The sequence below is a fragment of the Enterococcus raffinosus genome, from assembly GCF_018917525.1.
Lineage (GTDB): Bacteria > Bacillota > Bacilli > Lactobacillales > Enterococcaceae > Enterococcus_A > Enterococcus_A raffinosus_A.
In genome coordinates, this window is record NZ_JAHLOS010000002.1 from 182,089 (window position 1) to 206,343 (window position 24,255).

General features: G+C 41.5%; 23 protein-coding genes and 1 other annotated feature. Of the genes, 3 read left to right on the forward strand and 20 right to left on the reverse strand.

The genetic code is table 11. From position 1 onward, the window contains the following. Positions 1–155: 155 nt before the first annotated feature. Positions 156–1,007, reverse strand: coding sequence for a 4-(cytidine 5'-diphospho)-2-C-methyl-D-erythritol kinase (gene ispE, locus KQI58_RS02575; RefSeq protein ID WP_253295740.1), 852 nt, complete (start codon positions 1,005–1,007; stop codon positions 156–158). A gap of 177 nt (positions 1,008–1,184) precedes the next feature. Here ispE and KQI58_RS02580 point away from each other — a divergent pair, with 177 nt between their 5' ends. After that, positions 1,185–1,589, forward strand: a complete 405-nt coding sequence (locus tag KQI58_RS02580; protein ID WP_216406191.1) for an Hsp20/alpha crystallin family protein — start codon at positions 1,185–1,187, stop codon at positions 1,587–1,589. Positions 1,590–1,633: 44 nt separating this feature from the next. On the opposite strand, the gene mprF is transcribed toward KQI58_RS02580, so the two are convergent. After that, positions 1,634–4,195 carry a bifunctional lysylphosphatidylglycerol flippase/synthetase MprF gene (mprF, locus tag KQI58_RS02585; RefSeq protein ID WP_216406193.1) on the reverse strand — a complete coding sequence of 854 codons (2,562 nt, stop codon included), beginning with the start codon at positions 4,193–4,195 and terminating at the stop codon, positions 1,634–1,636. A 384-nt stretch (positions 4,196–4,579) separates the two neighbouring features. Here mprF and KQI58_RS02590 point away from each other — a divergent pair, with 384 nt between their 5' ends. Beyond that, positions 4,580–4,876 (forward strand): bacteriocin immunity protein, encoded by a 297-nt coding sequence (locus KQI58_RS02590; protein WP_216406195.1) that lies wholly within the window; start codon positions 4,580–4,582, stop codon positions 4,874–4,876. An 86-nt stretch (positions 4,877–4,962) separates the two neighbouring features. Here KQI58_RS02590 and rny read toward each other — a convergent pair whose 3' ends face one another. The 8 genes from rny to yfmF all read right to left on the reverse strand — a co-directional run bounded on the left by rny (position 4,963) and on the right by yfmF (position 14,228). After that, entirely contained in the window at positions 4,963–6,519 is a 1,557-nt protein-coding gene (gene rny, locus KQI58_RS02595; protein WP_216406197.1) for a ribonuclease Y, read from the reverse strand. A gap of 253 nt (positions 6,520–6,772) precedes the next feature. Further along, positions 6,773–7,822, reverse strand: coding sequence for a recombinase RecA (gene recA / locus KQI58_RS02600; protein WP_216406199.1), 1,050 nt, complete (start codon positions 7,820–7,822; stop codon positions 6,773–6,775). A gap of 124 nt (positions 7,823–7,946) precedes the next feature. Further along, complete coding sequence (locus KQI58_RS02605; protein ID WP_216406201.1) at positions 7,947–9,194, reverse strand: competence/damage-inducible protein A; 1,248 nt, start codon at positions 9,192–9,194, stop codon at positions 7,947–7,949. Between the two features lie 124 nt (positions 9,195–9,318). Then, on the reverse strand, positions 9,319–9,900 hold the full coding sequence (gene pgsA, locus KQI58_RS02610; RefSeq protein ID WP_216406203.1) for a CDP-diacylglycerol--glycerol-3-phosphate 3-phosphatidyltransferase: 582 nt from the start codon (positions 9,898–9,900) through the stop codon (positions 9,319–9,321). Positions 9,901–9,934: 34 nt separating this feature from the next. After that, the gene (locus KQI58_RS23105; protein ID WP_216406205.1) at positions 9,935–10,798 is read right to left on the reverse strand and encodes a RodZ domain-containing protein; all 864 of its coding nucleotides are present in this window, start codon (positions 10,796–10,798) and stop codon (positions 9,935–9,937) included. Positions 10,799–10,922: 124 nt separating this feature from the next. Continuing rightward, complete coding sequence (gene ymfI, locus KQI58_RS02620) at positions 10,923–11,648, reverse strand: elongation factor P 5-aminopentanone reductase (RefSeq protein ID WP_216406207.1); 726 nt, start codon at positions 11,646–11,648, stop codon at positions 10,923–10,925. 26 nt (positions 11,649–11,674) lie between these two features. Further along, positions 11,675–12,973: an EF-P 5-aminopentanol modification-associated protein YfmH gene (yfmH, locus tag KQI58_RS02625; RefSeq protein ID WP_216406209.1), complete on the reverse strand. Its 1,299-nt coding sequence runs from the start codon at positions 12,971–12,973 to the stop codon at positions 11,675–11,677. Beyond that, a complete protein-coding gene (gene yfmF / locus KQI58_RS02630) occupies positions 12,966–14,228 on the reverse strand; it encodes an EF-P 5-aminopentanol modification-associated protein YfmF (RefSeq protein ID WP_216406211.1) in 1,263 nt (420 codons plus the stop codon). Before yfmF ends, yfmH begins: the two co-directional genes overlap by 8 nt. Positions 14,229–14,627: 399 nt before the next feature. On the opposite strand from yfmF, the gene mscL reads away from it, so the two are divergent. Continuing rightward, complete coding sequence (gene mscL, locus KQI58_RS02635) at positions 14,628–15,074, forward strand: large conductance mechanosensitive channel protein MscL (RefSeq protein WP_216406212.1); 447 nt, start codon at positions 14,628–14,630, stop codon at positions 15,072–15,074. Between the two features lie 28 nt (positions 15,075–15,102). On the opposite strand, the gene KQI58_RS02640 is transcribed toward mscL, so the two are convergent. The 10 genes from KQI58_RS02640 to radA all read right to left on the reverse strand — a co-directional run bounded on the left by KQI58_RS02640 (position 15,103) and on the right by radA (position 24,243). Then, a complete protein-coding gene (locus KQI58_RS02640) occupies positions 15,103–15,348 on the reverse strand; it encodes a Veg family protein (protein WP_010782106.1) in 246 nt (81 codons plus the stop codon). 105 nt (positions 15,349–15,453) lie between these two features. Further along, on the reverse strand, positions 15,454–16,017 hold the full coding sequence (locus tag KQI58_RS02645) for a sigma-70 family RNA polymerase sigma factor (RefSeq protein WP_216406214.1): 564 nt from the start codon (positions 16,015–16,017) through the stop codon (positions 15,454–15,456). Between the two features lie 70 nt (positions 16,018–16,087). Beyond that, the gene (locus KQI58_RS02650; RefSeq protein WP_216406216.1) at positions 16,088–16,615 is read right to left on the reverse strand and encodes an NYN domain-containing protein; all 528 of its coding nucleotides are present in this window, start codon (positions 16,613–16,615) and stop codon (positions 16,088–16,090) included. After that, complete coding sequence (rlmB, locus tag KQI58_RS02655) at positions 16,615–17,445, reverse strand: 23S rRNA (guanosine(2251)-2'-O)-methyltransferase RlmB (protein WP_216406218.1); 831 nt, start codon at positions 17,443–17,445, stop codon at positions 16,615–16,617. The genes KQI58_RS02650 and rlmB overlap by 1 nt, the downstream gene beginning before the upstream one ends. Further along, entirely contained in the window at positions 17,435–17,833 is a 399-nt protein-coding gene (locus KQI58_RS02660; protein ID WP_216406220.1) for a Mini-ribonuclease 3, read from the reverse strand. Before KQI58_RS02660 ends, rlmB begins: the two co-directional genes overlap by 11 nt. Beyond that, complete coding sequence (gene cysS, locus KQI58_RS02665; protein WP_216406222.1) at positions 17,833–19,242, reverse strand: cysteine--tRNA ligase; 1,410 nt, start codon at positions 19,240–19,242, stop codon at positions 17,833–17,835. Before cysS ends, KQI58_RS02660 begins: the two co-directional genes overlap by 1 nt. Further along, positions 19,235–19,768, reverse strand: a complete 534-nt coding sequence (gene epsC / locus KQI58_RS02670; protein WP_216406224.1) for a serine O-acetyltransferase EpsC — start codon at positions 19,766–19,768, stop codon at positions 19,235–19,237. The genes cysS and epsC overlap by 8 nt, the downstream gene beginning before the upstream one ends. Positions 19,769–19,868: 100 nt before the next feature. Next, positions 19,869–20,066 (reverse strand) — a binding site (T-box leader). Continuing rightward, the gene (gltX, locus tag KQI58_RS02675; RefSeq protein WP_102872023.1) at positions 20,063–21,520 is read right to left on the reverse strand and encodes a glutamate--tRNA ligase; all 1,458 of its coding nucleotides are present in this window, start codon (positions 21,518–21,520) and stop codon (positions 20,063–20,065) included. (Overlaps the previous feature by 4 nt.) 104 nt (positions 21,521–21,624) lie before the next feature. Beyond that, a complete protein-coding gene (locus KQI58_RS02680; protein WP_216406226.1) occupies positions 21,625–22,779 on the reverse strand; it encodes a PIN/TRAM domain-containing protein in 1,155 nt (384 codons plus the stop codon). 90 nt (positions 22,780–22,869) lie between these two features. After that, on the reverse strand, positions 22,870–24,243 hold the full coding sequence (gene radA / locus KQI58_RS02685; protein WP_048722477.1) for a DNA repair protein RadA: 1,374 nt from the start codon (positions 24,241–24,243) through the stop codon (positions 22,870–22,872). Positions 24,244–24,255 lie beyond the last annotated feature (12 nt).

Genomic DNA, 24,255 nt, shown 5'->3' on the forward strand with positions numbered 1-24,255 from the left:
ATTCATCAAATTAGAGGTTAAATCTAACCTTTTTCAAATTATAGAAAACAGCCATCTACTGTTTTTATTTAAAAGCTATTTGCTTGTTTCAAACCTGATAAAAGAGAAAAAGCACCTTTCCAAAAGTTGGAAAAATGCTTTTATTCACAGGTTTTCTACTTTAATGTCCGCACTAGATAAACTTCATCACAGAAGCCTTTCAAAGCATTGAACACATGCTTCGCGCGAGAATATTTATGACACAGCGCATATACCGTAGGCCCGCTACCACTCATCATCGCAGCATCTGCACCATATTTCAGCATGCGATCCTTTAGCTGCTGAATGATCGGATGTTTTTTGATTGTTACGACTTCCATCGAATTGCCTAAGTTTTCAGTCATCTTCTGATAATCATTTTCTTCGATTGCTGAAACTAATGCTTGAATATCAGGATGGTATAAATCCTCCATCACGATCTTAGCAAAAATCGTGCGTGTCGACACACTCATCCGCGGCTTGACCACCACTACCCAGCACTGCGGCATTGGAGCGATTGGGGTCACTTTTTCGCCAAAGCCTTCGACCAATGAGGTTTGACCATACACACAGTAGGGAACATCCGAACCAACTTCAGCACCAAGGCTGGCTAATTCTTCAATTGATAAACCCAAATCCCATAAACGATTGACTGCCCGTAAAGCCGCCGCTGAATCTGTCGAACCGCCGCCTAAACCAGCCGCTACTGGAATTTCTTTATGAATTTTAACCCGTAGGCCCTGTTTTATCTCAAAGCGCTCTTTAACCAGTTCCAACGCTTCATAAACATGATTCTTTTTATCGGTGGGTAAAAAAGCCTTATTGGTCTCAATGATGATTTTGTTTTCCGGAATTTCTTCCAAATACAAACGATCCGCTAGATCGATGCTAGCCATGACCATCGCCAATTCATGCAAGCCATCTGGTCGTTTGCCTAAAATATCGAGGCCCAAATTAATTTTCGCTGGGGCTTTCTCCATAATTTCCATTTTCTCACCCGTTCAAATTTTTCACTAGACGATTCTATCATAGCCCATAATAAATGTATAGATAATTCATTCTAGCATAGGCGCCCTAAATTAGTTGAATAATTCCACCTGAGGCTTTACCATGAAAGAAAGAGCAATGTTGCATGCCAGAATATTACAAAATAGGAGGAATACTATATGAACCTACTCCCGAAAAACAATTGGTTAGATGGAGAAGAATTAGTAGGCAAGCTGATGAACACGTTTTGGGATGACCGAAAAATGAGTGTCGATATTCGCGATATGGATGATCACTATGAAGTCAAAGCAGATCTGCCAGGATTTGAAAAATCAGAAATTTCCGTGAACTATAATAATGAGATTCTTTCAATTGATGCCGAACACACGAGTGAAAATGAAGTAAAGGATGATGGTCGTTTTGTTCGTCGGGAACGCTCTAGCAGTGCATACCATCGTCAATTTGTGGTGAAAAGTATTGATGAAGAAAAAATCAGTGCAAAATTTGAAAATGGCGTGCTTTCTTTGATACTCCCTCGAACGGACTACGAAGAAAAGAAAGGTACATCTATCACGATTGATTGAAACATGTATGAATGAAAAAGACGAGCCGCAACTGGCTCGTCTTTTTATACTTCGATCATTTCTTCTGAAATAGTGACACCTTTGTTTTTTCCCCGACCAATCAAATAGAGTAGCTGCAAGGCTGAGAATAAAAAGCTGCTGTCCTTCATATAGGCGAAATATCTTGGTCGCCATCGATCAACATAAACTGTCTTTTCCTCTGTTACCTGTTGAAAAGCATAAATTGAATGACCATATTTATAGATCAAATTCATGATCCGTTCCCCTAAAAAGGCGAAGGATGTCTCGCCGACTTTGGCTAACGGCGCCATGCCTTGATATACTTCACAGTAGCCCTGCCGCTTCAACTCGTCCATCAAATGCAGCTTCAGAAAAGTCGGCAGCTCATTCGGTACATCACTCCGGAAACGCAACAAATCGAAGGAGGCTTTCTCCTTATTGATAGGCTGTTCAGTGATAAATCCGACAATTCGATTTTGTGGATCACGAGCAATTCCGACATTACTCGTTTCAATATACCTCCGATCAAAACGGCCTACTGAGAAACATTTTTCCTTTTCGCCATTTAACCATTCATCTGAAATTTCCTCTAACTCATCAAAGACTTCTTCCGGCAGTTTTTCAAAATAAATAAATTGATAGCCCTCATTCGTCAAGCGTTTAAATTCAAAACGATCAGAAAAAACATCATGCTTGTGGCGAGTAAAATCTGTGACTCCCGTCTCACCGATCTTATCAAAATGAAAGCCTAAATCATGTAGCAGCAAGACATACTTTTCTGATATTTTATAAAAGGCCAGCTGATAGCCAAGCTTATCTGCATGCTCCATAAAGGCAAAAGTCGCCGCTTGCCATTTTTCGGGATTCCCCACAGGATCACCCAGAACAAAACACTTATTCGCTCGTGTCTGAAAGCCAAAAACGATTTGATCATTGCCGTTTTCTTGATAATAAAAATACTGATAGCCCGACACTCGCAAATAGTGACTAGCTGGCGTGCCGCCATAGCGGTTGATTAAATAGTTGAAGCGTTTCTCATCCCAAACAGCGCCAAGTTTTGTCTCACTTTGCGTCAAGTATTGATAGAGAATTGCTAAACATAAAATTGATAAAATCAATCCAACTAAACCGGAGAACCAAATTTCTTCTGACGGGAAGGCAAAATATTTCGCCGATAACCGTTCCGTGCTCCATATCTGACCACTGTGATAGCCTGCTACCGCATAAAAGATAAACAATAATCCGAATAGAATCCCATCAAAAACCAACGCCCCCCAAGAATATACAAACCGTTCTCGGTAAAATTCTCGTCGTGACATCCAGACAATCAATAAAATCACCACATAAACAACAATCAAACGAACCGACGCCGTCCGTGCTACCGTATTGACGATACCAAAGATCAATAATAAGATGGTTGGCCAGAAAGCCCGTTTTACCTTTTGCGAGATTCCTCTAGCAAACCCTAAAAGCAAGAACCCAATTAATAAGTTTAATGTCTGATCTAAAAAATCAAAGGAAAACGGCAGCAGCACTTGAAATAGGCGGCTAATATTGGATAGGTTCGTCAGTGTGGATAATAGAATCATCATGATGCCCGCAAAATAAACAGCACTGACCATAATCACGTGCGCCACTTTTTGCGAAAGCACACGAGGCAAATTATCAAAATAACGATTCATTTTGACACTGGTATTAGTCAAAAAGATCACGATTCCCGTTATAAAAGGAACTAGGTAATAAAAAATCCGATAGAACAAGATCCAAACGACCGCTGTACTTTGATTCAGCCCGAGATGGCCCAAACCTAAGATCATCATGACATCAAAGGTTCCCGCACCCCCTGGCACCATCGTCAGCATCCCTAATCCAGTCGCAATCACAAACATTGGATAAATGTCACCGATATTCAATTTCACACCCATCAAGTAGCCAACCATTAGAAAAACGAACAGTGCCCCTAACCATTGGCCCAATGATGCTAGATATAATTCAAAAATTTGCTTCAATCGAAACTCTTTAAAAATCGTCCGACGTCTACTATAAACAAAAATGAATAAAAGCGGCGCAAAAGCTCCACCCGCTAATAGCCAAAAGCGATAACGAACAAATGGATTTTGTGTTCGGAAAAAGATCAAGTCTAAAGACGTAATAAACGCCATAATGGAAAGTCCCGCCAGCATGAAAATGGCAATCTTGGAGATCACAGCCAGTACTTTTTTCTTCTCCATCCCTTTACCGTAAAAACTGGAACGCAGACTTACCCCGACCACACCGCCAAATCCGGCTAAATTGTTGATCGTATTAGTCGTCCAAGCAGAAACTAGCCATTCTTTAAAATTCATTCGCGGACGTCCCGCCGCTTCAAGCGTCGTGATTGCCACGTGATCGTATAAAAGCATGGGCAGAACACCACAAAGGCCGATCCCCAACATACTTAATAATGCAATTTGATCCTGTTGTTTGATCGTTTGCCAAACGGTTTGCCAACTCATTCCATGAGCAATATTTTTTACTTGGTTCGCCACGAAAAATAAAACAATCCCAAAGAAGATGATTTTTAGTAATGTAGCATGCCGTTTGAACCAGCGACTGATTGTCGTCATCCTTCTACTCCCATTCTTTCTTTTCTTGTACTCTATTTTAAATGAATTCTTGTTTTGAAGCTATCCTTTTAAATAAATGAAGCGGCTTAAAAAAAGCATTGTTTATTTTTTACAAAAAACACATGCTTCTTTACTTGCTACACAAACGTTACACCATTACAGCGCCTATTTGTTAGAATAATGGCAGTATTTTCAATTCAGGATAAATTTCTGACGTTTAAGCCATTTGTGATAAAGCTTTTTCCTATAGTACTAAATAGGTTAATAGTAGCAAATAATACGGAGTTGGCGTATCTTGTGATTATATCCCTACTCAATACATTAGGCAAAGGTCAATTCACCGCCTCATCTTTGAGTAAGTATTCATTTAAGGAGTGGAATATAATGTCAAAACTAAAATGGTTCTCAGGCGGAAAAGAACGCAGCGATCAAGCCCTCACTCTCATTAATGAATTACTGAAAGAATTAGATAAGAATCCAAATAGCCAGGCATTACAAAAACTACTAGCTAACTATCAAAATGAATTAAGAAAAAAAGAACGTTCTGTTCCTTTTATTTTGAGTCAAATGAACATTGAGATTTCCAACCTTTTGAAAAAGGAAACTATTTCCTTATCCGATAGTCAGTCGAATAACTTGAAGCAACTAATGACTCTATCAAACATTCGATATGGCTACTAATAGTGAAACGCCCAAAATGAAAAGAAATAAGAGTTCAATCTTCCATATAGGAGATTGAACTCTTATTTGTCTACTAAGTCTGTTAACTATTTTGCATAATCGGTTGCTCGTGTCTCACGAATAACTACTACTTTAATATGCCCCGGGTAATCCAACTCGTCTTCAATTCTGCGACGGATATCGCGAACTAAACGAACAGAATCCAAATCCGAAATTTCTTCTGGTTTGACCATGACGCGAACTTCACGTCCGGCTTGAACTGCGAAGCTAGAATCAACACCATCAAAACTATTTGAAATGTTTTCTAAGTTTTCTAAACGACGGATATAGTTTTCTAATGACTCGCTCCGTGCTCCTGGTCGAGCAGCTGACACTGCATCGGCAGCGGCTACTAAGACAGAGATCACTGAAGTTGCTTCTGTGTCTCCGTGGTGAGAGGCAATTGCATTAATCACGACTGGATTTTCACGATATTTCGCAGCTAATTCAGCCCCGATTTCAACGTGAGACCCTTCAATCTCGTGGTCTAGTGCTTTACCAATATCATGAAGCAATCCTGCGCGTTGCGCTAATTGAACATTTTCACCAAGCTCTGCGGCTAATACACCGGTTAGTTTGGCTACTTCAATTGAGTGATTCAACACGTTTTGACCATAGCTGGTACGGAAATGCAAACGTCCTAAAATCTTGATCAAATCTGGATGCAGGGTATGAGCGCCAACTTCAAAGGCCGCTTGTTCCCCGTATTCGCGAATACGTTCATCCATTTCTTTGCGAGATTTTTCAACCATTTCTTCGATCCGCGCCGGATGAATCCGACCATCTTGAATCAGTTTCTCTAACGTCATCCGAGCAATTTCCCGTCTGATTGGATCAAAGCCGGATAAAACGACTGCTTCTGGTGTATCATCAATAATTAAATCGATCCCCGTCAATGTTTCTAATGTCCGAATATTCCGGCCTTCACGTCCAATAATGCGACCTTTCATCTCATCATTTGGCAATGTAACCACCGAAACAGTCGTTTCAGAAACAGCGTCAGCACCACAACGTTGAATCGCCATCGCTAAAAGATTCTTCGCTTTGCGATCAGCTTCTTCCTTAGCACGTTGTTCAGATTCCTTGACCATAACTGTTAACTCATGGTTCAATTCCTCTTCGGTTCTCTTCATAATTACTTCTTTCGCTTCATCCTTCGTTAAAGAAGCAACCTGTTCCAATTTTGTTTGTTGTTCATTAATCAGTTGTTCTACATCTTTTTCTCGCTCGTCAATTAATTGCTGTCTAGCACTGATCTTTGTTTCTTTTTCTTCCAGTGAGTGCTCACGCTTCTCTAGAGAATCATCTTTACGATCTAAAGTCTGTTCTCTTTGAAGCAAGCGATTTTCTTGCGATTTTAATTCTTGTCTGCTTTCTTTCAACTCACTTTCAACTTGTGCGCGATACTGCTGGTTTTCTTCCTTGGCTTCCAACAAAGCTTCTTTCTTCAAGGTCTCCGCTTCTTTATTTGCATGCGTAATGATTCCTCTAGCTGTGTTTTGTGCCCCATCAATTTCTTTTTCATGGCGTGACTTTGCGACCATGAAACCCAAACCAAGACCGACAATTAAACCGATGATAGCGAGGAGAATAGGAACTAACATTAAATCCACCTCCGTACTATCTTATTTACCTATCTGTAGTTTTTTGATAAACGAATGTCAAATTATCAATATGCCTACTTGCATATGTGTGAGAGTCACACAACTTTATTCTAATGTTTGTCTGATAGCGTGTCAACTTTATTTCTCTTTTGCCATACTCAACAATAAAGCGCTTTGATTCGCTGTAAAATAGTCCGCAAAAAAACACTAATGACTAGGCTAACCTGCCTCATCATTAGTGTCGATTTGTTTTTTATTCATCTAAAGGTAGCTCTTCTTGACCCGCTTCTTCAGCCTCAGTCACATCGACTTCTTCACCGATACCGTAAGCTGCACGTACACGTGTCGCTACTTCAGCCATCATTTCTGGATGATCGGCCAGATATTTCTTAGCATTTTCGCGACCTTGTCCAATCCGATCTTCTTTATAGCCATACCAAGCACCGCTCTTATCAACGATGTCTTTTTCCACTGCCATATCTAGCAATTCACCCTCTTGTGAAATACCTAGACCATACATAATGTCCACTTCAGCCACTTTAAATGGTGGAGCAACTTTATTTTTCACGACTTTGATCTTCGTGCGATTACCTATGATGTCTGTGCCGTTTTTCAATTGCTCAGCACGACGAACTTCCAAACGAACCGTTGCGTAGAACTTCAAAGCTCGTCCGCCTGGTGTTACTTCTGGATTACCAAACATAACACCGACTTTTTCACGAATTTGGTTGATGAAGACAGCGATCGTCTTCGTTTTATTGATAGAACCTGAGAGCTTACGCAAAGCTTGTGACATCAAACGAGCTTGTAAACCAACGTGTGCATCACCCATCTCGCCATCGATTTCGGCACGTGGAACTAAGGCTGCCACAGAGTCGATAACGATAATGTCTACCGCGCCACTTGAAACTAAAGCATCCGCAATTTCTAGACCTTGTTCACCAGTATCTGGTTGTGATAGTAGCAACTCATCAATATTTACACCTAAACGCTGTGCGTATTGAGGATCCAATGCGTGCTCGGCATCGATAAAGGCTGCCGTGCCGCCATGCTTTTGGACTTCTGCGATTGCATGCAATGCGACCGTTGTTTTACCAGAACTTTCTGGTCCATATACTTCGATGATCCGTCCACGAGGGTATCCGCCAACACCTAGCGCAACATCCAATGCCAAAGAGCCACTTGGAATCGTTGAGATTTGTTGATCGACCTTTTCCCCTAATTTCATGATCGAGCCTTTACCATAATTCTTTTCAATCTTCTTCATTGCAGCATCTAAGGCTGCCTTGCGATCATTTGCCAATAGCTGATCCTCCCTATTTCTTATAATCAATATGCTTTTCACATCATTATTGCTTTTTCAATATCCCTAGTTTATCGGTTTGAAATCAAAAAAGCAAGCAAAAAACGAACAAACATTCGCTTTTTTAACTTTTGTTTAGAATTGCGCGACGCACCATGTCTAAGCCCTTCATGACGGAGCTATGACGGACATACGAACGATCCCGAGTAAAATGATTTTCACTGATCAGCGTCTCACCATCTTTTTGAGCCAACGCAATATAAACCGTTCCTTTAGGTTTGCCTTCTAGCTCGTCAGGACCTGCCACTCCAGTAAAGGACAGAGCAAAATCTGTGTCTGCTAAACACAAAGCTGCTTCTGCCATTTCCTTCGCACATTCTTCACTCACCACGCCGACACGTTCTAACAGCGCTGGATCGATGCCTAGAAAGCTTGCTTTCGTTGCCTTGGAATATGTGACAAAACCACCAGGAAAGACCTCAGAAACGCCAGGAATCGTCCCTAGCGTTGCTTGAAATTCACCCGCAGTCAAACTTTCCGCTGCTGTGATACTTAGCTGTTTTTCTTTCAGCAAGTCCACCACGACTTCGACTAAGCTGTTCTCCTCTCCGTAACCATAAAAGAACTCGCCAACTTTCGCCATGATCTCCGCTTCTGTTTGATTTAATAAAGCATTCGCTGAGATCTCATCCTCTGTTTTCGCGGTGATTCGCAACGTTACCTCGTTTGGCTTTGCATAAGGTGCGATTGTAGGATTTGATTGGTGTTCGATCATCTCTGCCAGGTCGGTCACTAATTTCGATTCTCCGATTCCGAAGAAACGTAGTACTCGAGAAGTAAGTTTTTCCGTTGTCGGAAATTCTTTTTCTAACAATGGACGCGCTTGTTCCAAGAACATTGGCTTTAATTCGCTCGGTGGGCCTGGCAATAAAATATAATTGTTTTTCTCGCCTTTGTATAAACAGCCAATAGCTAAACCCGTACGGTTCGGTAACGGAATCCCATCCTGCAATGTTTCGATCTGACGTAAGTTATTTGGCGTCATCGTGCTTTGACGTTGGATAAAAAAGCTGTTAAGAGCTTCTAAACCTTCTTGATTTTGTACTAGCGGTACGCCTACATGATCTGCTAAAACATTCTTCGTTAAATCGTCATCCGTTGGTCCTAAGCCGCCGCATAAGATAATCAATTCGCTACGTGTATCTGCTAATTGCAGCAGCTGCTCTAAACGTTGCGGGTTATCTCCTACAACTGTGTGAAAATAAACCTCAATTCCCATATCCGCTAATTTTTCTGATAAGAATGTCGCGTTAGTATTCACGACTTGTCCTAATAAGAGCTCTGTGCCCACGGCAATGATTTCTGCTTTCATTTATTCCTCTTCTTTCTAAGATACGCAATTTTTCTCCACTATAACAGAAAGTACAACAGAAAAAACAGAAAAAACGACCAGTAAGATAGATTTTCCTATCCTACTGACCGTAATTTTGATTTTTTTACATGGAGCCTTTAAAGATCGCTGTGTTTTTAGCAAAGTAGTCGTAACCTGAATAAACAGTAAAGAATAAGCAGATATACAACATAATTTGATCCATTGGGATACCAATAAAGTTAAAAGGTACATTGTTTAAGTAAAGCAACACGATGCCGACCATTTGTGTCGCAGTCTTGATTTTTCCTGGCATCGCAGCTGCCATAACACCGCCGCCTTGTTCAACGATCAGTAAACGTAACCCTGTTACTGCCAACTCGCGGCAAACAATAATAGCAATTACCCAAGAAGGTGCTTTTCCTTGTTCGACTAAAATAATAAACGCCGTCATCACCAGCATCTTATCTGCCAAAGGATCCGCAAATTTCCCGAAGTTAGTGACCAAGCCATCACGACGAGCAATTTTCCCATCAAGATGATCAGTATAGCTGGCTATCGCGAAAATAATCGCACCCACCAGTTGAGTCACTGCTAAATCAGTATTACCAATCTGCAATGTGCCCCAATCCCACGGAGCTAAGACGACGATCATAAAGATTGGGATCATGAAAATCCGAATGACAGTCAATTTATTTGGTAAATTCATTATGAATTCCTCCTAGTTCATTTTAAACACGGCCCTAAGATGCGTAGGCGATATTCAATGTAATATTCTTTTGCAACAACGAATCCCCTGGTTGGAAATCGAGGGCCTGATCGTTGATTTTTACTTCGGCATATTTTGCCATACCAACAGTGATGACTGCTTGAGCCGTATCAGCAGGCAGCTCAGTCGTTTCAGATTCACCTTTTTCCAAGGTCTTCTGATACGTCAACGCACCATTGACTTGAACACCGACCCATACTCGTTCTGTTCCGGTAAAACTGATTTTCAACGGTTTCTCCGCATGCTCCACTTTCATTGTTGCCGCGTTGGTCGTATTATTTTCCATCGCAAAGGCCATTTTGGGTTTTTCTGGCTCCTTCGAGGATTCTACCGGTTTCGGTTGTGAAGATGAAACTTTTTCCGCCACGGATGAAGAGACATCTGAGCGTTCAACTTGAACAGAACTATTTTCTGGAATAATTGCAGTTTCTTGATGGTCCAGCCAAGTCATATAACCGACCACCGAAATAATTGCTAGTGCCACCAGTCCTAAAAGAATCATCGGCAAAGTCGCTTTGAAACGAGCTCGCGTCGGACTTTCGACATGCTTATTTTTTCTCAGACCATCAACCGTTTCTAATTCGGGATAACTCGGCAGCGGACGGTCCTTACCATCCAGCACATCAATTAAATGATCACCGTCCAGTTTTACCTCATCAGCGTATTGTCGAATAAATGTCCGCAAATAATAATCACTAGGCAATTCATGGAAGTCATTTTCTTCAATTGCCAGCAAATAACGTTTTTGGATTTTCGTGCGCTGCTGCAGCTCATCTAAACTGATTTTTTTATCGATCCGGGCTTTGCGTAGTGTTTCTCCAATATTAATACTAGCCACTTGGTTCTCTACTCCTAATTCATATTAGTGAGATTATCTTATTAAGAAAATAATCTTAGTTTTTTATCACGTATACCATTTTTTAGCCTATCTAATTAGCTAAGTAAAATTGTTATCCTGGTTCTTATTCCATCCAGCCACCAGCGACAGGCAATACAATGCCCGTAGTATAGCTAGCTTCTTTTGAAAATAAGTACTTGCAGGCTGCGGCGACTTCTTTTGGGTCAGCCAATCGTCCTAAAGGAATTTCCGACATCAATTCTGTCAGCTCTTGCGGCTCCCAATTGTCATTCATTTTCGTTTGGACAGCACCTGGTGCTACGACATTGACAGTGATTCCTAAAGTTGCGACCTCTTTGGCGTAGGCTTTTGCAAATGCTTCTTGCGCACCCTTTACAGCACTGTAGACAGTCTCCATGCTGCTTCCACGATGTCCATAGACCGATCCGATAAATACGACGCGCCCATTTCCATTTTTTGCCAATTTCCTCTGCAAACTCTGTAATAAAAGTAGCGGTGTCTTCAAATGAACTTGCCATAACGCCTCCATTTGATCCGCTTTTGTCTCTGGCAGCAACTCGTAAAAAGTAAAGCCCGAGGCAAAAACAATACCATCCACTTGAAACAGTTGTTCAAGAAAGCTCGGAACTTCTGTTTCCTTCAACATGTCTAAGGATACCATAAAAAAATCTTGCTGAGGATAACGTTTCTGTAAGTCTGAAACGAAACTTAAAACTTTTTCTTTTTGCTGATTATAGTGACAGTAGAGGGACCAGCCTTGCCCCGCTAGTTTTTCGCAAACAGCTTGACCAATATCCCCGCTCGCCCCCATTACTAACGCATAAGGCATTCTATCCCTCCTTTATACTACTTTTTTTAACTAGGAATATTCTTTTCCATATAAAATCGTGTGAAGGCTTCTTCTTTGATAAATAATTTACCCGCAGCTAAAACATCTGCCAATTCGATTTCTTGAATGATTTCCGGCATATCAAACAGCGTCCATTCACCATATAATGACTGGGTGAATTGATTGGCAACATACTCTAATGAGTTCAGTGATTGGAAATATTTTCCTAACATTTTTTTCTTCAAAAGCGTCAGATTTTTCTCATTAACTTCTGGATCGCTGTCAAAATGCAGTAAAATTTCCGTCAACCGGTCTGCTAGTGTTTGCGGTTTTTCGCTATCCCCACCAAAGTCCGCAAAATAAAAGCTGCGGTCCAAAGAAAATTCATAGCCAAAACTGTCGTCTAATAATCCCTCATTATACAAGCGTAAATAGTTTTGTGAAGTCGTCCCTAATAGCATTTGGAATAAAAGATCCATCGAAATTTTGAAGATCAGGCGTTCCTTATTGTCTTGTGGTAATTCTGCCAAACCTTTAATTCCAACAATTGCTTTTGGCATTGTGATTGGCATTTTTTCTTCACTGCGTTTAATGATCTCATCAGGTGATTCCAGCGGAAATCGACGTTGGATCGGTTCTGGCGCTTCAAAAGTTTTCTTCGCTTGGTTTTCCCGAATGAATGCCATTAAGGTTTCCGGCTCCAGATTTCCTACAACGAACAACGTCATATTGCTAGGATGATAAAACGTATTGTAGCACGTGTATAGATCCTCAGCTGTGATTTCTGCAATCGAATCAATCGTTCCTGCAATATCAATATGCAGCGGATGCTTCGGATACATATTTTTTAAAATAGCGAAAAACTGTTGCCAACCCGGATCATCTTGATACATTTGAATTTCTTGCCCAATGATTCCTTGCTCTTTCTGCACAGACTCTTCCGTAAAATAAGGAGCTTGGACAAAATCTAGCAAAGTTCCTAAATTCAATTCCAATTGATCAGTCGTCGAAAATAGATAGCTTGTGCGAGTAAAGCTGGTAAAGGCGTTCGCCGATGCCCCTTGTTCACCAAATTTTTGAAACACATCGCCATCTTCCTTTTCAAACATCTTGTGTTCTAAAAAGTGAGCGATCCCATCAGGAACTTTGATATACTCTGTTCCGCCACGCGGGATAAACTCATTGTCGATTGAACCGTAATTGGTGCTAAATAGGCCGTACGTCTTGTGATATCCAGCCTTTGGCAACAAATAGACCGTTAAGCCATTTGGTAAAATTTCCTTATACAAGGTTTCGTTGATTTTTTGATAGGCTACTTTATCCATTCTGTTGTCCTCCATCTAAAAAGAAGATCGCCTGCAGACGAATTTTTTTCGCAACTTTCTGTACATCTTTTGGTGTCACAGCTGCCAAACGTCTCAGCCATTCTTCGTCTGTTAGTTTACTTTGTGGCAGCCACTGCGCCAAGTAAGTCGTCTCGATCGCATTTTGCATACTGTCTAAGCCCAGTAAGTAATGATTTTTCAACATCGCTTTCGTTTGCTGGAAAGCCAAATCAGTGAAATTACCAGCTTGTAATTCGAGTAGCTGTTCCTCAATCAAACGTAAAACTTTCTGACGGTTGTCGCTATTAATTCCGGTTTGCACCTGCAAATAACCGCGGAATGTATCAAAAGAGCTTGAGGCATAATAAGCTAAGCTTGCCTTTTCTCTGACATTCATAAATAATTTTGAATGAGGAAACCCGCCGAACAAGCCATTAAAGACCAGCAGTGCAAAACGGTCAGTATCTTCGTAATAAACATCGGTTGAATAAGCTAGGTTCAGTTTTCCTTGTGTCACCGTTTCTTGAACTTGCTGTTCTCGAATCACATTATCACTAGCTTGATAATAATAAATAGCCGGGAAGCTTTCTTTTCGCTCGGCAAAAGGCAGCTCTTTGAACAGCTCAGCCATTTCCGCTTCCTCTACATCACCAATCACAAATAAATCTATTTGATCCTGCGTAATCATCTCCTGATAATATGCCGCAAGGCCTTCGTTTGTCTCACGCTCTAAATCATCTACTGTACCAAAGCTCGGTAATTTTTGTGCTTCATCCGTAAAATAGGTCTCTTTGATTTTTAAAGAAGCCATTGTTTGTTTGTCTTCCTGCAATGTCTCGATATAACTTTGCAGATTTTCTTTTTCCAGTTGAAACGTTTGTTCATCGAATTTTCCATCCTGGATATTAGGGTAAAATAGAATCTCCTTCAAAAAATCCATTGCGGCTGGTAACAGTTTTGGATCATCAACGTATTTTCCATTGACAATACCTAAACCAATGTCTAACCAATGCAGATTCCCTTTGCGTCCCACATTCAACCCGAAACTAGCTCCATAAAGCTCGGCTAATTGTCCACTCAATTTTGTTTGATCTGGATAGCGTAAAGAATTAGTTTCCAATAAGTTCGCCAAAAGGGCTCGTTTAGTCATGATTTCTTTCGTTAAACGGGTAGTAAAGCGCCCATAGATTTGAATTGTTTTGTATTTTTTTGTCGCAATAACGTGCAGTCGCACGCCCTTCTTAAGTTCGATCATTACAAAGCTCCTTTTTTATTGCTAATCAATTATTTTTTCAAAGAAAAATAAGCTTGATTTTCAAGCTAGATATTCTCCGCTAAAAGGAACCGCTCCTAATGCTTCTATGAAACCGAAGGAGCTTCCTTTGTCTTTATCACTAAGGCTAATTATAGCACAGGCGGGCCCCAAGATTCGAAATCAGCGCTGACCAATAGTCTGTTTTATTTCAAATTTTTTTCTTCTTTCGCTATACTAAAAATTAAGAAAAAATTCTCATCCAACTTTGCTGGCTCTATTTCTACTTTTTTGGCTGTACGAAGTAGGACCTTTCATAAAAAGAAAGGTATTTTATAAAAGCTTGTAAGATATAGTAAAACGTTGGGTGATATACAACTTGCAAATAAGGAGGAATACCCTATGTTTAAAGAATTTAAAGAATTCTTGATGAGAGGTAATGTCATTGATCTTGCTGTTGGTGTTGTAATTGGTACTGCATTTACTGCAATCGTGACGAATATTGTTAATGGATTGATCACACCGTTGGTGGGGCTAATCGTATCATTATTTACGAAAGGAAAAGATTTAAACGAAGCGATGTCCGTTTTGGACTGGAAGCCAGTTAAAGGCGTGACATTTGCGTTTGGTGACGTGATTAGTGCATTGATTACCTTTATCATTACTGGTTTTGTTTTATTCCTGATCGTTAAAGCGGCGAATAAAGCAAAAAGCACTGTTGCTAAAGAAGAAGAGGAAGAAGATGTACCTGTACCGACAGCCGAAGAGTATTTAGCAGATATTCGTGATCTTTTAGTCGAACAAAATAAAGCGGCTCAAGAAACTCAAAAGAACATCGAAGACAAATAAAAATCATGGAGCCTAGGCTCCATGATTTTTAAATTGCTTCTGTTAAAAATTCGATCTCTACTGTGCGAGTCAATACATCGGAATAGCTGTATGAAACACGTTCGAAAGAATTTTCTTCTGGGTCCAAATCAACCACAAATACGGAAGGATACGTCTCAGTTAAGATTCCCTTACGTTGCGTTTGACGCTTGCGTCCCGTCTGAGCTACAAGCATAATCGGAGCACCAATACGGTCTTCCAAGTTTTTCTTGATAGACGCTAAAGTTGTTGGCATACAGTTCACCTCAAAATACATTATAGCACAAATCTAAAACTTTTCAATGTTATCATAAGATAAAAAAATATGCAACTTTCTATCTTACTGAGGCGAACACAACTCCTATAATTCCTCATCCAGCTTATACAATTTTTTCTTTAATTTGTTCTTTGCCCGATTCAACGCGTTATGGATCGACTTTTCTGGTTCATTTAGAAGCTGAGCGATCATTGATAGCTCCTCCCCCTTCAAATAGTAATACAAGGAACGATTTTCTAAAGAAGAAAGAGCAACTTCTCCAGCTAGCAACATCTCACTAATAAACAGATTTTCTTCTACATACTCATGGTATTGAAAGTGTTCATCAAAAGCCTCCACACCAACTTTTTCCATCGAAATAGCCTGATGTTGGGCAAGACGTTTTCTAGCTTGCTGACGACGCAAAAGAGAGCGAATCCGATTTTCAAAAACCATCTTATAGTATAAGCCAAATGTTGTGCCACGCCCTTTACGATAACTCTGTAGTGCATCGTAAAGGGCGATTCGTCCCTCCTGCAGCCAGTCATCGACATCAAAATCACGAATCGAGTAACGAGATTGCATATTGTAAACAACTGGTAAATATTGACTAAACATTTCTTCAAAAGCAGCACCATCAATTTTTTCATAACGCGTTGATTCTTCCATTTTTTACACCCCTCTCAACAAGTAAAAGCATACACGCTTAATAAGTCAGAGAGGGGTGTTGGCAAGTAATTTAATTTTTTTTGCTTAATTCGTCCAGTTTTCTGGACAATTTTTGCAATTGTTCATTATTCCACGGTGAATTGCGTCGAAAATTTTTAAATTGCGTATTTTTAGTATCCCCTGTAATCACGGCTTCGGTTTGTTGGACAGACTTGTACAATTCCCGCGCAGAGGTTCGCAAAGCTCCTTGCGAAAAAATCGTCCACTGTTCAGCAAGATCACTCGTTGCCACCGTTACCTGAGTCAAGCGATCGTTCAATTCACCAGCGATTCGTTCAATATAACTATCAGCCGTCTCATCCTCTTTTGTGAAAACAACAGTCAGCTGATACTTTTGATAGCTTTGGGTAATTCCTGGAACAAATTGTGCATCAAAAACAACGATCGTTTCCAAGCCCTGATACTTTGCATAGTTCGACAAACGAAACAGCAGCGCCTCGCGTGCCTCTTCTAAACGCTCTTGATTTTTCAATGCAGTCAATTCAGGCCACGCACCGATCATATTGTATCCGTCAACGATCAACAATTGTTTTTTCATTACAACTCACTTCGCTTTCGGAAAACTTCATACATCAATAGACCAGCAGCAACCCCCGCATTCAAGCTTTGCACGTGACCTGTCATAGGAATCGTCAGCATCTCGTCGATTTCCTTTTTCAAACCAGCGCTCATCCCTTTGCCTTCGTTACCGATAATCAAAGCAATCGGTCCTTCTACCTTCCATTGACGATAATCGGTTCCTTCCATGTCCGTCCCAAAGATCCAATAGCCTTCATCTTTCAGCTGTTTAATACTTTGAGCTAAATTCGTCACTCGAGCGATCGGCACATATTCCACTGCACCCGTTGATGCCTTTGTCACCACCGGTGTGATTCCCACAGAGCGATGCTTGGGAATTACCACGCCTGACACACCACTGGCATCGGCCGTCCGTAGAATCGAGCCAAAATTATGCGGGTCCTCTAAACTATCTAAAATCAGCAAGAAAGGCGCTTCTTCTGAAGCCACTTTTGCTAACAAGTCCTCTAGAGTCAAGTATTCATACGGGGTGATCCCTAAAACGATTCCTTGATGAACACCGCCGTCGCTTAATGTATCCAATTTTTGCTTAGGCACCCATTTCACCGGTACCGCCTGTTCTTTTGCCAAACTTTTCAGCTGGTCGATCTTATCGCCATGGGCATCCTCTTGCATAAATAGTTTATTCCCACGCCCCGCTTGAAGTGCTTCCACACTCGCATGATGACCAAAAACAAAATTATTTTCTTCTGGCTCAAGCGTCTCTAATTCTTTGCGGCGGTCTTTAGACCGATCATTTTTCCGCTGATTTCGCCGATCGTTTCCTCGATGCTGTTTCTTATCCTTCATTCACTTCGCCCGCTTTCTCTAAACACCATGCGATCAATTCTTCTAGTCGCTCTTTTCGTTCCAATAAGTGTAAATAACCCATTAATGCTTCAAAACCCGTAGACATACGATAAGTCATGATGTCGGTATTTTTTGCAGAAGTATAACTTTTCGCATTTCGACCACGCCGATAAATGCCTTGCTCTTCTTCTGTCAGCATACCATCATCGAGCATTTTTTGAATCAACGTTGCTTGAGCTTTAGCGGAAACAAAATGAGTCGCCATATGATGCAGCTTATTTGGGCGCGTCTGGCCTTCTCGGACTAGAAAATCCCGCACGTAAGTTTCATAAATGGCGTCACCAACATACGCTAGTGCCAGTGCGTTTAATTGTTTATAGTCTGTCATTATGCTCGTCTCCAACGGACGCCTTGAGGGGTGTCTTCTAAAATAATTCCTTGTTCTTTTAATTGATCGCGGATTTCATCACTGCGAGCAAAGTTTTTATCTTTACGGGCTTGATTACGTTCTTCAATCAATTGATCAATCTCTTCATCTAATAAGCCAGCTGTTTGGAATTCGATCCCAAAAACATTCAGCATGTTTGTAAATTCTTCTAATGCCGCAGTTAAAATCGCCGCTGAAACTTTTTCTTGGTCGCTGTAATTGTTCAGCCATTTTGCTAATTCATATACAACCGTGATCCCATTGGCCGCATTGAAGTCATCGTCCATCTCTTCAACAAACCGATCCTTCAGCACTTGTAGCTCACTCGTTTTTTCTTGGTCATCAGCCAACACTGCTTCCGCTGTATCCTGACGGAAGGTCGCATTTTCAAAGGCAGTACGTAATTTTTGCAGATTTGCCTGAGCATCCTTCATAGTTGCTTCACTGTAGCGAATCGGACGACGATATTGTGTCGTTGCCATGAAAAACCGTAAAATCTGAGGATCAATTTCTTTGACTAAATCGTGAACCGTCACGAAATTCCCTAGGGATTTGCTCATTTTAGCATCGTCTTCCCCAATGGTTACGTAGCCATTGTGCATCCAATAGTTCGCAAAACGTTGACCCGTTTTGGCTTCACTTTGTGCGATCTCATTTTCATGATGAGGGAATTCCAAGTCTTGTCCGCCGCCGTGGATATCGATCGTGTCACCTAGATGTTTGGTGGCCATCACCGAGCATTCAATATGCCAGCCTGGACGGCCTTCACCCCAAGGCGATTCCCAGGAAATCTCATCCGGCTTCGCACTTTTCCATAAGGCAAAATCTAACGGATCTTCTTTGATTGCTTGCTCTGCACCAGTCCGCTGGCTTGCTCCAACCTCTAGTTCATCAATCGATTGATCGCTCAACTCGCCATAATGTTCAAACTTCCGGGTACGATAATAGACGTCCCCTTCTGCTTCGTAAGCATAGCCCTTTTCAATCAAAGTTTCGATAAACGCTAAAATATCAGGAATATGATTGATAACTCGCGGATGCAATGTCGCCGGTTTTACATTCAGCGCGGCAGTGTCTTCTTCAAAAGCTGCAATAAAACGATCCGCTACTTCAGGTGCAGTAATCGATAACTCCTTCGCAGCTTTGATGATTTTGTCATCAACATCGGTAAAGTTCGATACGTAATTCACTTCATATCCGCGATATTCAAAATAACGGCGGATCACATCAAAAGCAATCGAACTGCGGGCATTTCCGATATGAATGTAGTTATAAACGGTTGGTCCGCAGACATACATTCGAACTTTATTTTCTTCAATTGGTTTAAAAATTTCTTTTTCTCTAGTCAACGTATTGTGTATTTTAATCATGTTGAACCTTCTTTCCATGTAATCTTGCTACTTTGGCTGGTACGCCTACTGCAGTCGCATCAGCGGGTATATCATTTAATACGACAGCGCCTGCGCCAATCTTACTTCTGGCACCAATTTCAATTGGCCCCAAAATTTGAGCATTTGCTGAGATAAAAGCACCTTGACGCACTGTCGGATGCCGTTTTCCAGTGTCTTTTCCTGTTCCGCCTAGTGTCACACCATGGAATAGTACGACATCCCGTTCGACTTCGGCCGTCTCACCGATCACCACACCCATTCCATGATCGATAAAAACCCCAGGAGCAATTTTAGCACCAGGATGAATCTCAATCCCCGTCAAAAAACGCCAAAATTGCGAATGGACTCGAGCTAACAAAAACCACTGATGCCGATAGAGAAAATGTGAAAACTTATGGAAAAACAACGCGTGAACACCTGGATATGTAAGCACAACCTCTATGCCTGTCCTAACTGCCGGATCATTTTTCTTCGCTGCTGCGATCGCTTCTTGCCACCATCCCATTTACCTCAACTCCTTTTTTATTCTTACGCATAATACCATTTGCGCTAATTCCTTTTGCGAAAAGCATCCCTGAAAACAGAAAAGCGCCTTTTGAGTTTCCTCAAAAGACGCTTTAACGTGGTCCCACTTTTGTTTGCAAAATCTGCCTCAAACAGGTAACGTCTGTGAAACGTCCTTAGCTACATATCGCTAAGACCACTCGGAGGTGCATTTCGTAAGCGTTGATTTGACTGCTTCCACCACCCGCAGCCTCTCTGAAAAATCGTCACCTACTACTTCTTCTCTTCTTTGTGTTTACATTACTTGATCTAAATGTGCTAAGGCTTTTTCTTTGCCTAAGATTTCAACTGTTTCTGGTAGTTCCGGTCCGTGTACTACACCGCTGACAGCTACACGAATTGGCATCCAAAGATTCTTACCTTTAATTCCCGTTTCTTTTTGAACAGCCTTAATTGATGCTAAAACATTCGCAGCGTCAACTGTGTCTAAGCTTTCTAGCTGAGCTTTGAAAGCAGCTAAGACAGTTGGAACGCCTTCGCCAGCTAACACTTCTTTTGCGGCATCGTCTAGTTCAAGATGATCTTGGAAGAACAAACTTGATACTTCAGTGATTTCCGCAGCATAGCTCATTTGTGGTTGATACAAACTGACTACACGTTTCACCCAATCCTTACGTTCAGGCGTTGGATTTTCTTCGACTTTACCAGCCTTGATTAAATATGGCAAGCATAATTCAGTTAATTTATCCAAATCCATCGCTTTGATGTAATGATTATTGACCCATTCTAATTTCTTCTGATCAAATGCTGCTGGTGATTTGCTCAAACGATCAGTATCGAAAATCTTGATTAGTTCATCCTGTGGGAAAATCTCATCTTCTCCAACTGGCGACCAGCCGAGCAACGCAATAAAGTTGAACATCGCTTCTGGCAAATACCCTAATTCGCGATACTGTTCGATAAATTGCAGAATGCTTTCATCACGTTTACTTAGTTTTTTGCCGGTTTCAGTATTGATAATCAAGGTCATATGACCAAATGTTGGACGTGGCCAACCAAAGGCATCGTAGATCATTAATTGTTTTGGCGTATTGGCAATGTGATCATCGCCGCGCAGTACATGCGTAATCTTCATCAGATGATCATCTACGGCTACAGCAAAATTGTATGTTGGCATACCATCGCGCTTTTGGATGATAAAGTCACCGCCGACATTATCCGATTCAAAGCTGATCTCGCCTTTGACCATATCATCAAACGTAAAGCTGGTATTGCGAGGGACACGGAAGCGAATAACTGGTTCTAGACCTTGTGCTTCTTTTTCAGCTTGTTCCTCTGGTGTCAAATTGGCACATTTACCTGAATAATGAGGCATTTCGCCGCGTGCACGTTGGGCTTCACGTTCAGCCTCTAGCTCTTCAGAGGTACAGTAGCATTTGTATGCCAAATTACTCATCAATAATTGATCAATTAACGGCTGATAAACATCGCGTCGTTCTGATTGACGATAAGGACCATATTTTCCAGGATTTTCAGGAGATTCATCCCAATCAATCCCTAACCAAGCCAAGTTTTCTAATTGGCTTTTTTCGCCGCCTTCGATATTTCTCTTTAAATCAGTGTCCTCGATCCGAATGATGAATTCTCCATCATTGTGACGAGCAAATAGATAATTGAACAACGCTGTTCGGGCATTTCCGATGTGTAAGTGTCCTGTTGGACTTGGTGCGTAGCGCACACGAATTTTCGACATATAATAGTTCCTCTTTCCCGCTTATTTAGCAAATGGATTGATTGTGCAATTTGCTACTCAACACAAATTGTACAATCAATCCATTGTTTAGTAAAGCTACACTGTTATTTTGCTGCTTTCTCATTAGTGTAGTCTAACTTCTTTTCAGGTGAATCGTCTTTAATGTTGCGGCTTGAATGAGCAGGTTTAGCAAAAATCATTCGTCCGGCAGCCGTTTGCAGGGCACTTGTTACGACAACTTCGATGTGTTCATTCATATAATGTTGTCCATCTTCCACGACCACCATTGTGCCATCATCCAAATAAGCAACCCCTTGTTGTCGCTCTGTTCCGGCCTTCACAACTAGAACGTTCATGTTTTCGCCTGGGATCACAACTGGCTTCACCGCATTCGCTAAAGCATTAATGTTCAAGACAGCAACATTTTGGAACTCTGAAACCTTATTCAAGTTGTAATCGTTCGTTACGATGACTCCATCCAACAATTTAGCCAGCTTGATCAATTTACTATCGACTTCACTGATGTCTTCAAAATCACCGTCATACATTTCAACAGCGATGCCTTCTTCTTTTTGCAAAGCATTCAGGATATCCAGTCCGCGTCTTCCGCGTACCCGCTTCAAACTATCCCCAGAATCAGCGATATATTGCAATTCATACAAGACAAAATTCGGAATCATCAAGACCCCTTCTAAAAAGCCGGTCTTCGCAATATCATAGATCCGACCATCGATAATAACACTTGTATCTAAGATTTTATACTTATGAAAATGATCATCCGCCTTGCGCTCAAGGACTTCACCCTCATTAGTTTCAGCCTTTTTATTGCGGCCACTAAAGAATTTTTTCAATTCATCGATTCTAGTCGTTCCCATTCGGAAGCCTAAATATCCCAATAGCAGCATAATCAAAATCGGTAATGCGCTATTGATAAACGGAATTGGAATCTGGTACAACGGGGTCGTTCCGATCAATCCCAAGGTCAATCCTAAGATCGCACCGATCACTCCAAATAAAATGTACGTCAAGCTAAGCTCATTTAATTGTTTCTCAATTCTTTTTACCCCAATTGTGATTGGTTCTACGATAGCCAAAGAAATAATATAAAAAATAATTGCACCAATCAGGCCATTCGTAAGTGAATTATTCAACCACATGTTGTCTGCACTGCCAATTGCTGTCCAGGCTGTTGGTAGGAAAGTGATTCCTAAACTAATCCCAACAATCAGAACGATTACTGTTAACACACGTTTCTGCATGCCATCCCTCCTAAGTTCTATTAATCTATTTTTTTAAGCAAAAAGCTTAGAATAAAGGGCGTGCCAGAGAGTCTCTGGCACTACCGCTTATTAACGAAATACTTTTCTTAATGTCTCACCTAATGTTGCCACTGGAATCAATTCGATTCCCTTTGGCGGTGTCCAATCGCCCATGTTGTTCTTAGGGAGATAGATTCTTTTGAAGCCTAATTTGCTAGCTTCTTTGACACGCTGCTCGATACTGCTGACCCGACGAATCTCACCAGTCAAACCAATTTCACCGATAAAACATTCAGTTGCTTCCGTGCCGTTTTCTTTATAGCTGGAAGCAATCGCCACCGCTACGGCCAAGTCAATTGCGGGTTCGTTTAGTTTCACACCGCCTGCCGCCTTTAGATACGCGTCTTGATTCTGCAAAAGTAAGCCGGCGCGTTTTTCTAAGACCGCCATGATCAAAGAGACGCGATTGAAATCCAATCCGGTCGTCGTTCGTTTCGCATTGCCGAAGACTGTGGGTGTTACTAATGCCTGTACTTCAACTAAAATCGGTCGACTGCCTTCCATTGCCACCACGATCGCTGATCCCGTCGCACCTTCCAAGCGTTCCTCTAAGAAAACCTGAGAAGGATTAGCAACTTCCACTAGACCGCTCTCTCGCATCTCGAAAATTCCGATTTCATTAGTAGAACCAAAGCGGTTTTTTACCGCCCGTAAAATTCGGAAGCTGTGATGCTTTTCGCCTTCAAAATACAGTACGGTATCCACCATATGCTCCAACATTCGAGGACCAGCGATATTTCCCTCTTTTGTCACATGCCCGACGATAAAAATCGCGATACCGTTGGTTTTCGCCAGCTTCAATAGTTCCGCCGTCGTTTCACGGACCTGACTGACTGATCCGGCTACGCTGGTAATATCAGGCTGCGTCATGGTTTGGATCGAGTCGATGATGACATAATCGGGTTTCAGATTTTCAATCGTTCGACTGATCTCACCCATGTCTGTTTCAGCGTACAGATAGAAGTCCGTCTCGCTTGAACCCAAGCGCTCCGCTCGCAGTTTGATTTGCTGGGCACTTTCTTCCCCGGAAACATACAAAACATTTCCACCAGTCGCCGCAAGTTGATGCGAGACCTGTAAAAGCAACGTGGATTTCCCGATGCCGGGGTCTCCACCAATCAAAACCAATGAACCTGGAACTACACCACCGCCTAAAACCCGATTCAATTCTGCTAACTCCGTTTGAATCCGCGTTTCTTTTTTAAAAACGACATCTTTTAGTTTGGTTGGCTGCGCGCGTTCACCTGTCAGGCTCACGCGATTCCGGCGATCCTCTGGATGGTTTTGTTCTATTTCTTCCACCATCGTGTTCCAGTTACCGCAGTTAGGACAACGCCCTAAATATTTAGGCGAGACATAGCCGCATTCTTGGCAGATAAATTGTGTCTTGGATTTTTTCGCCAAAACCTTCGCCTC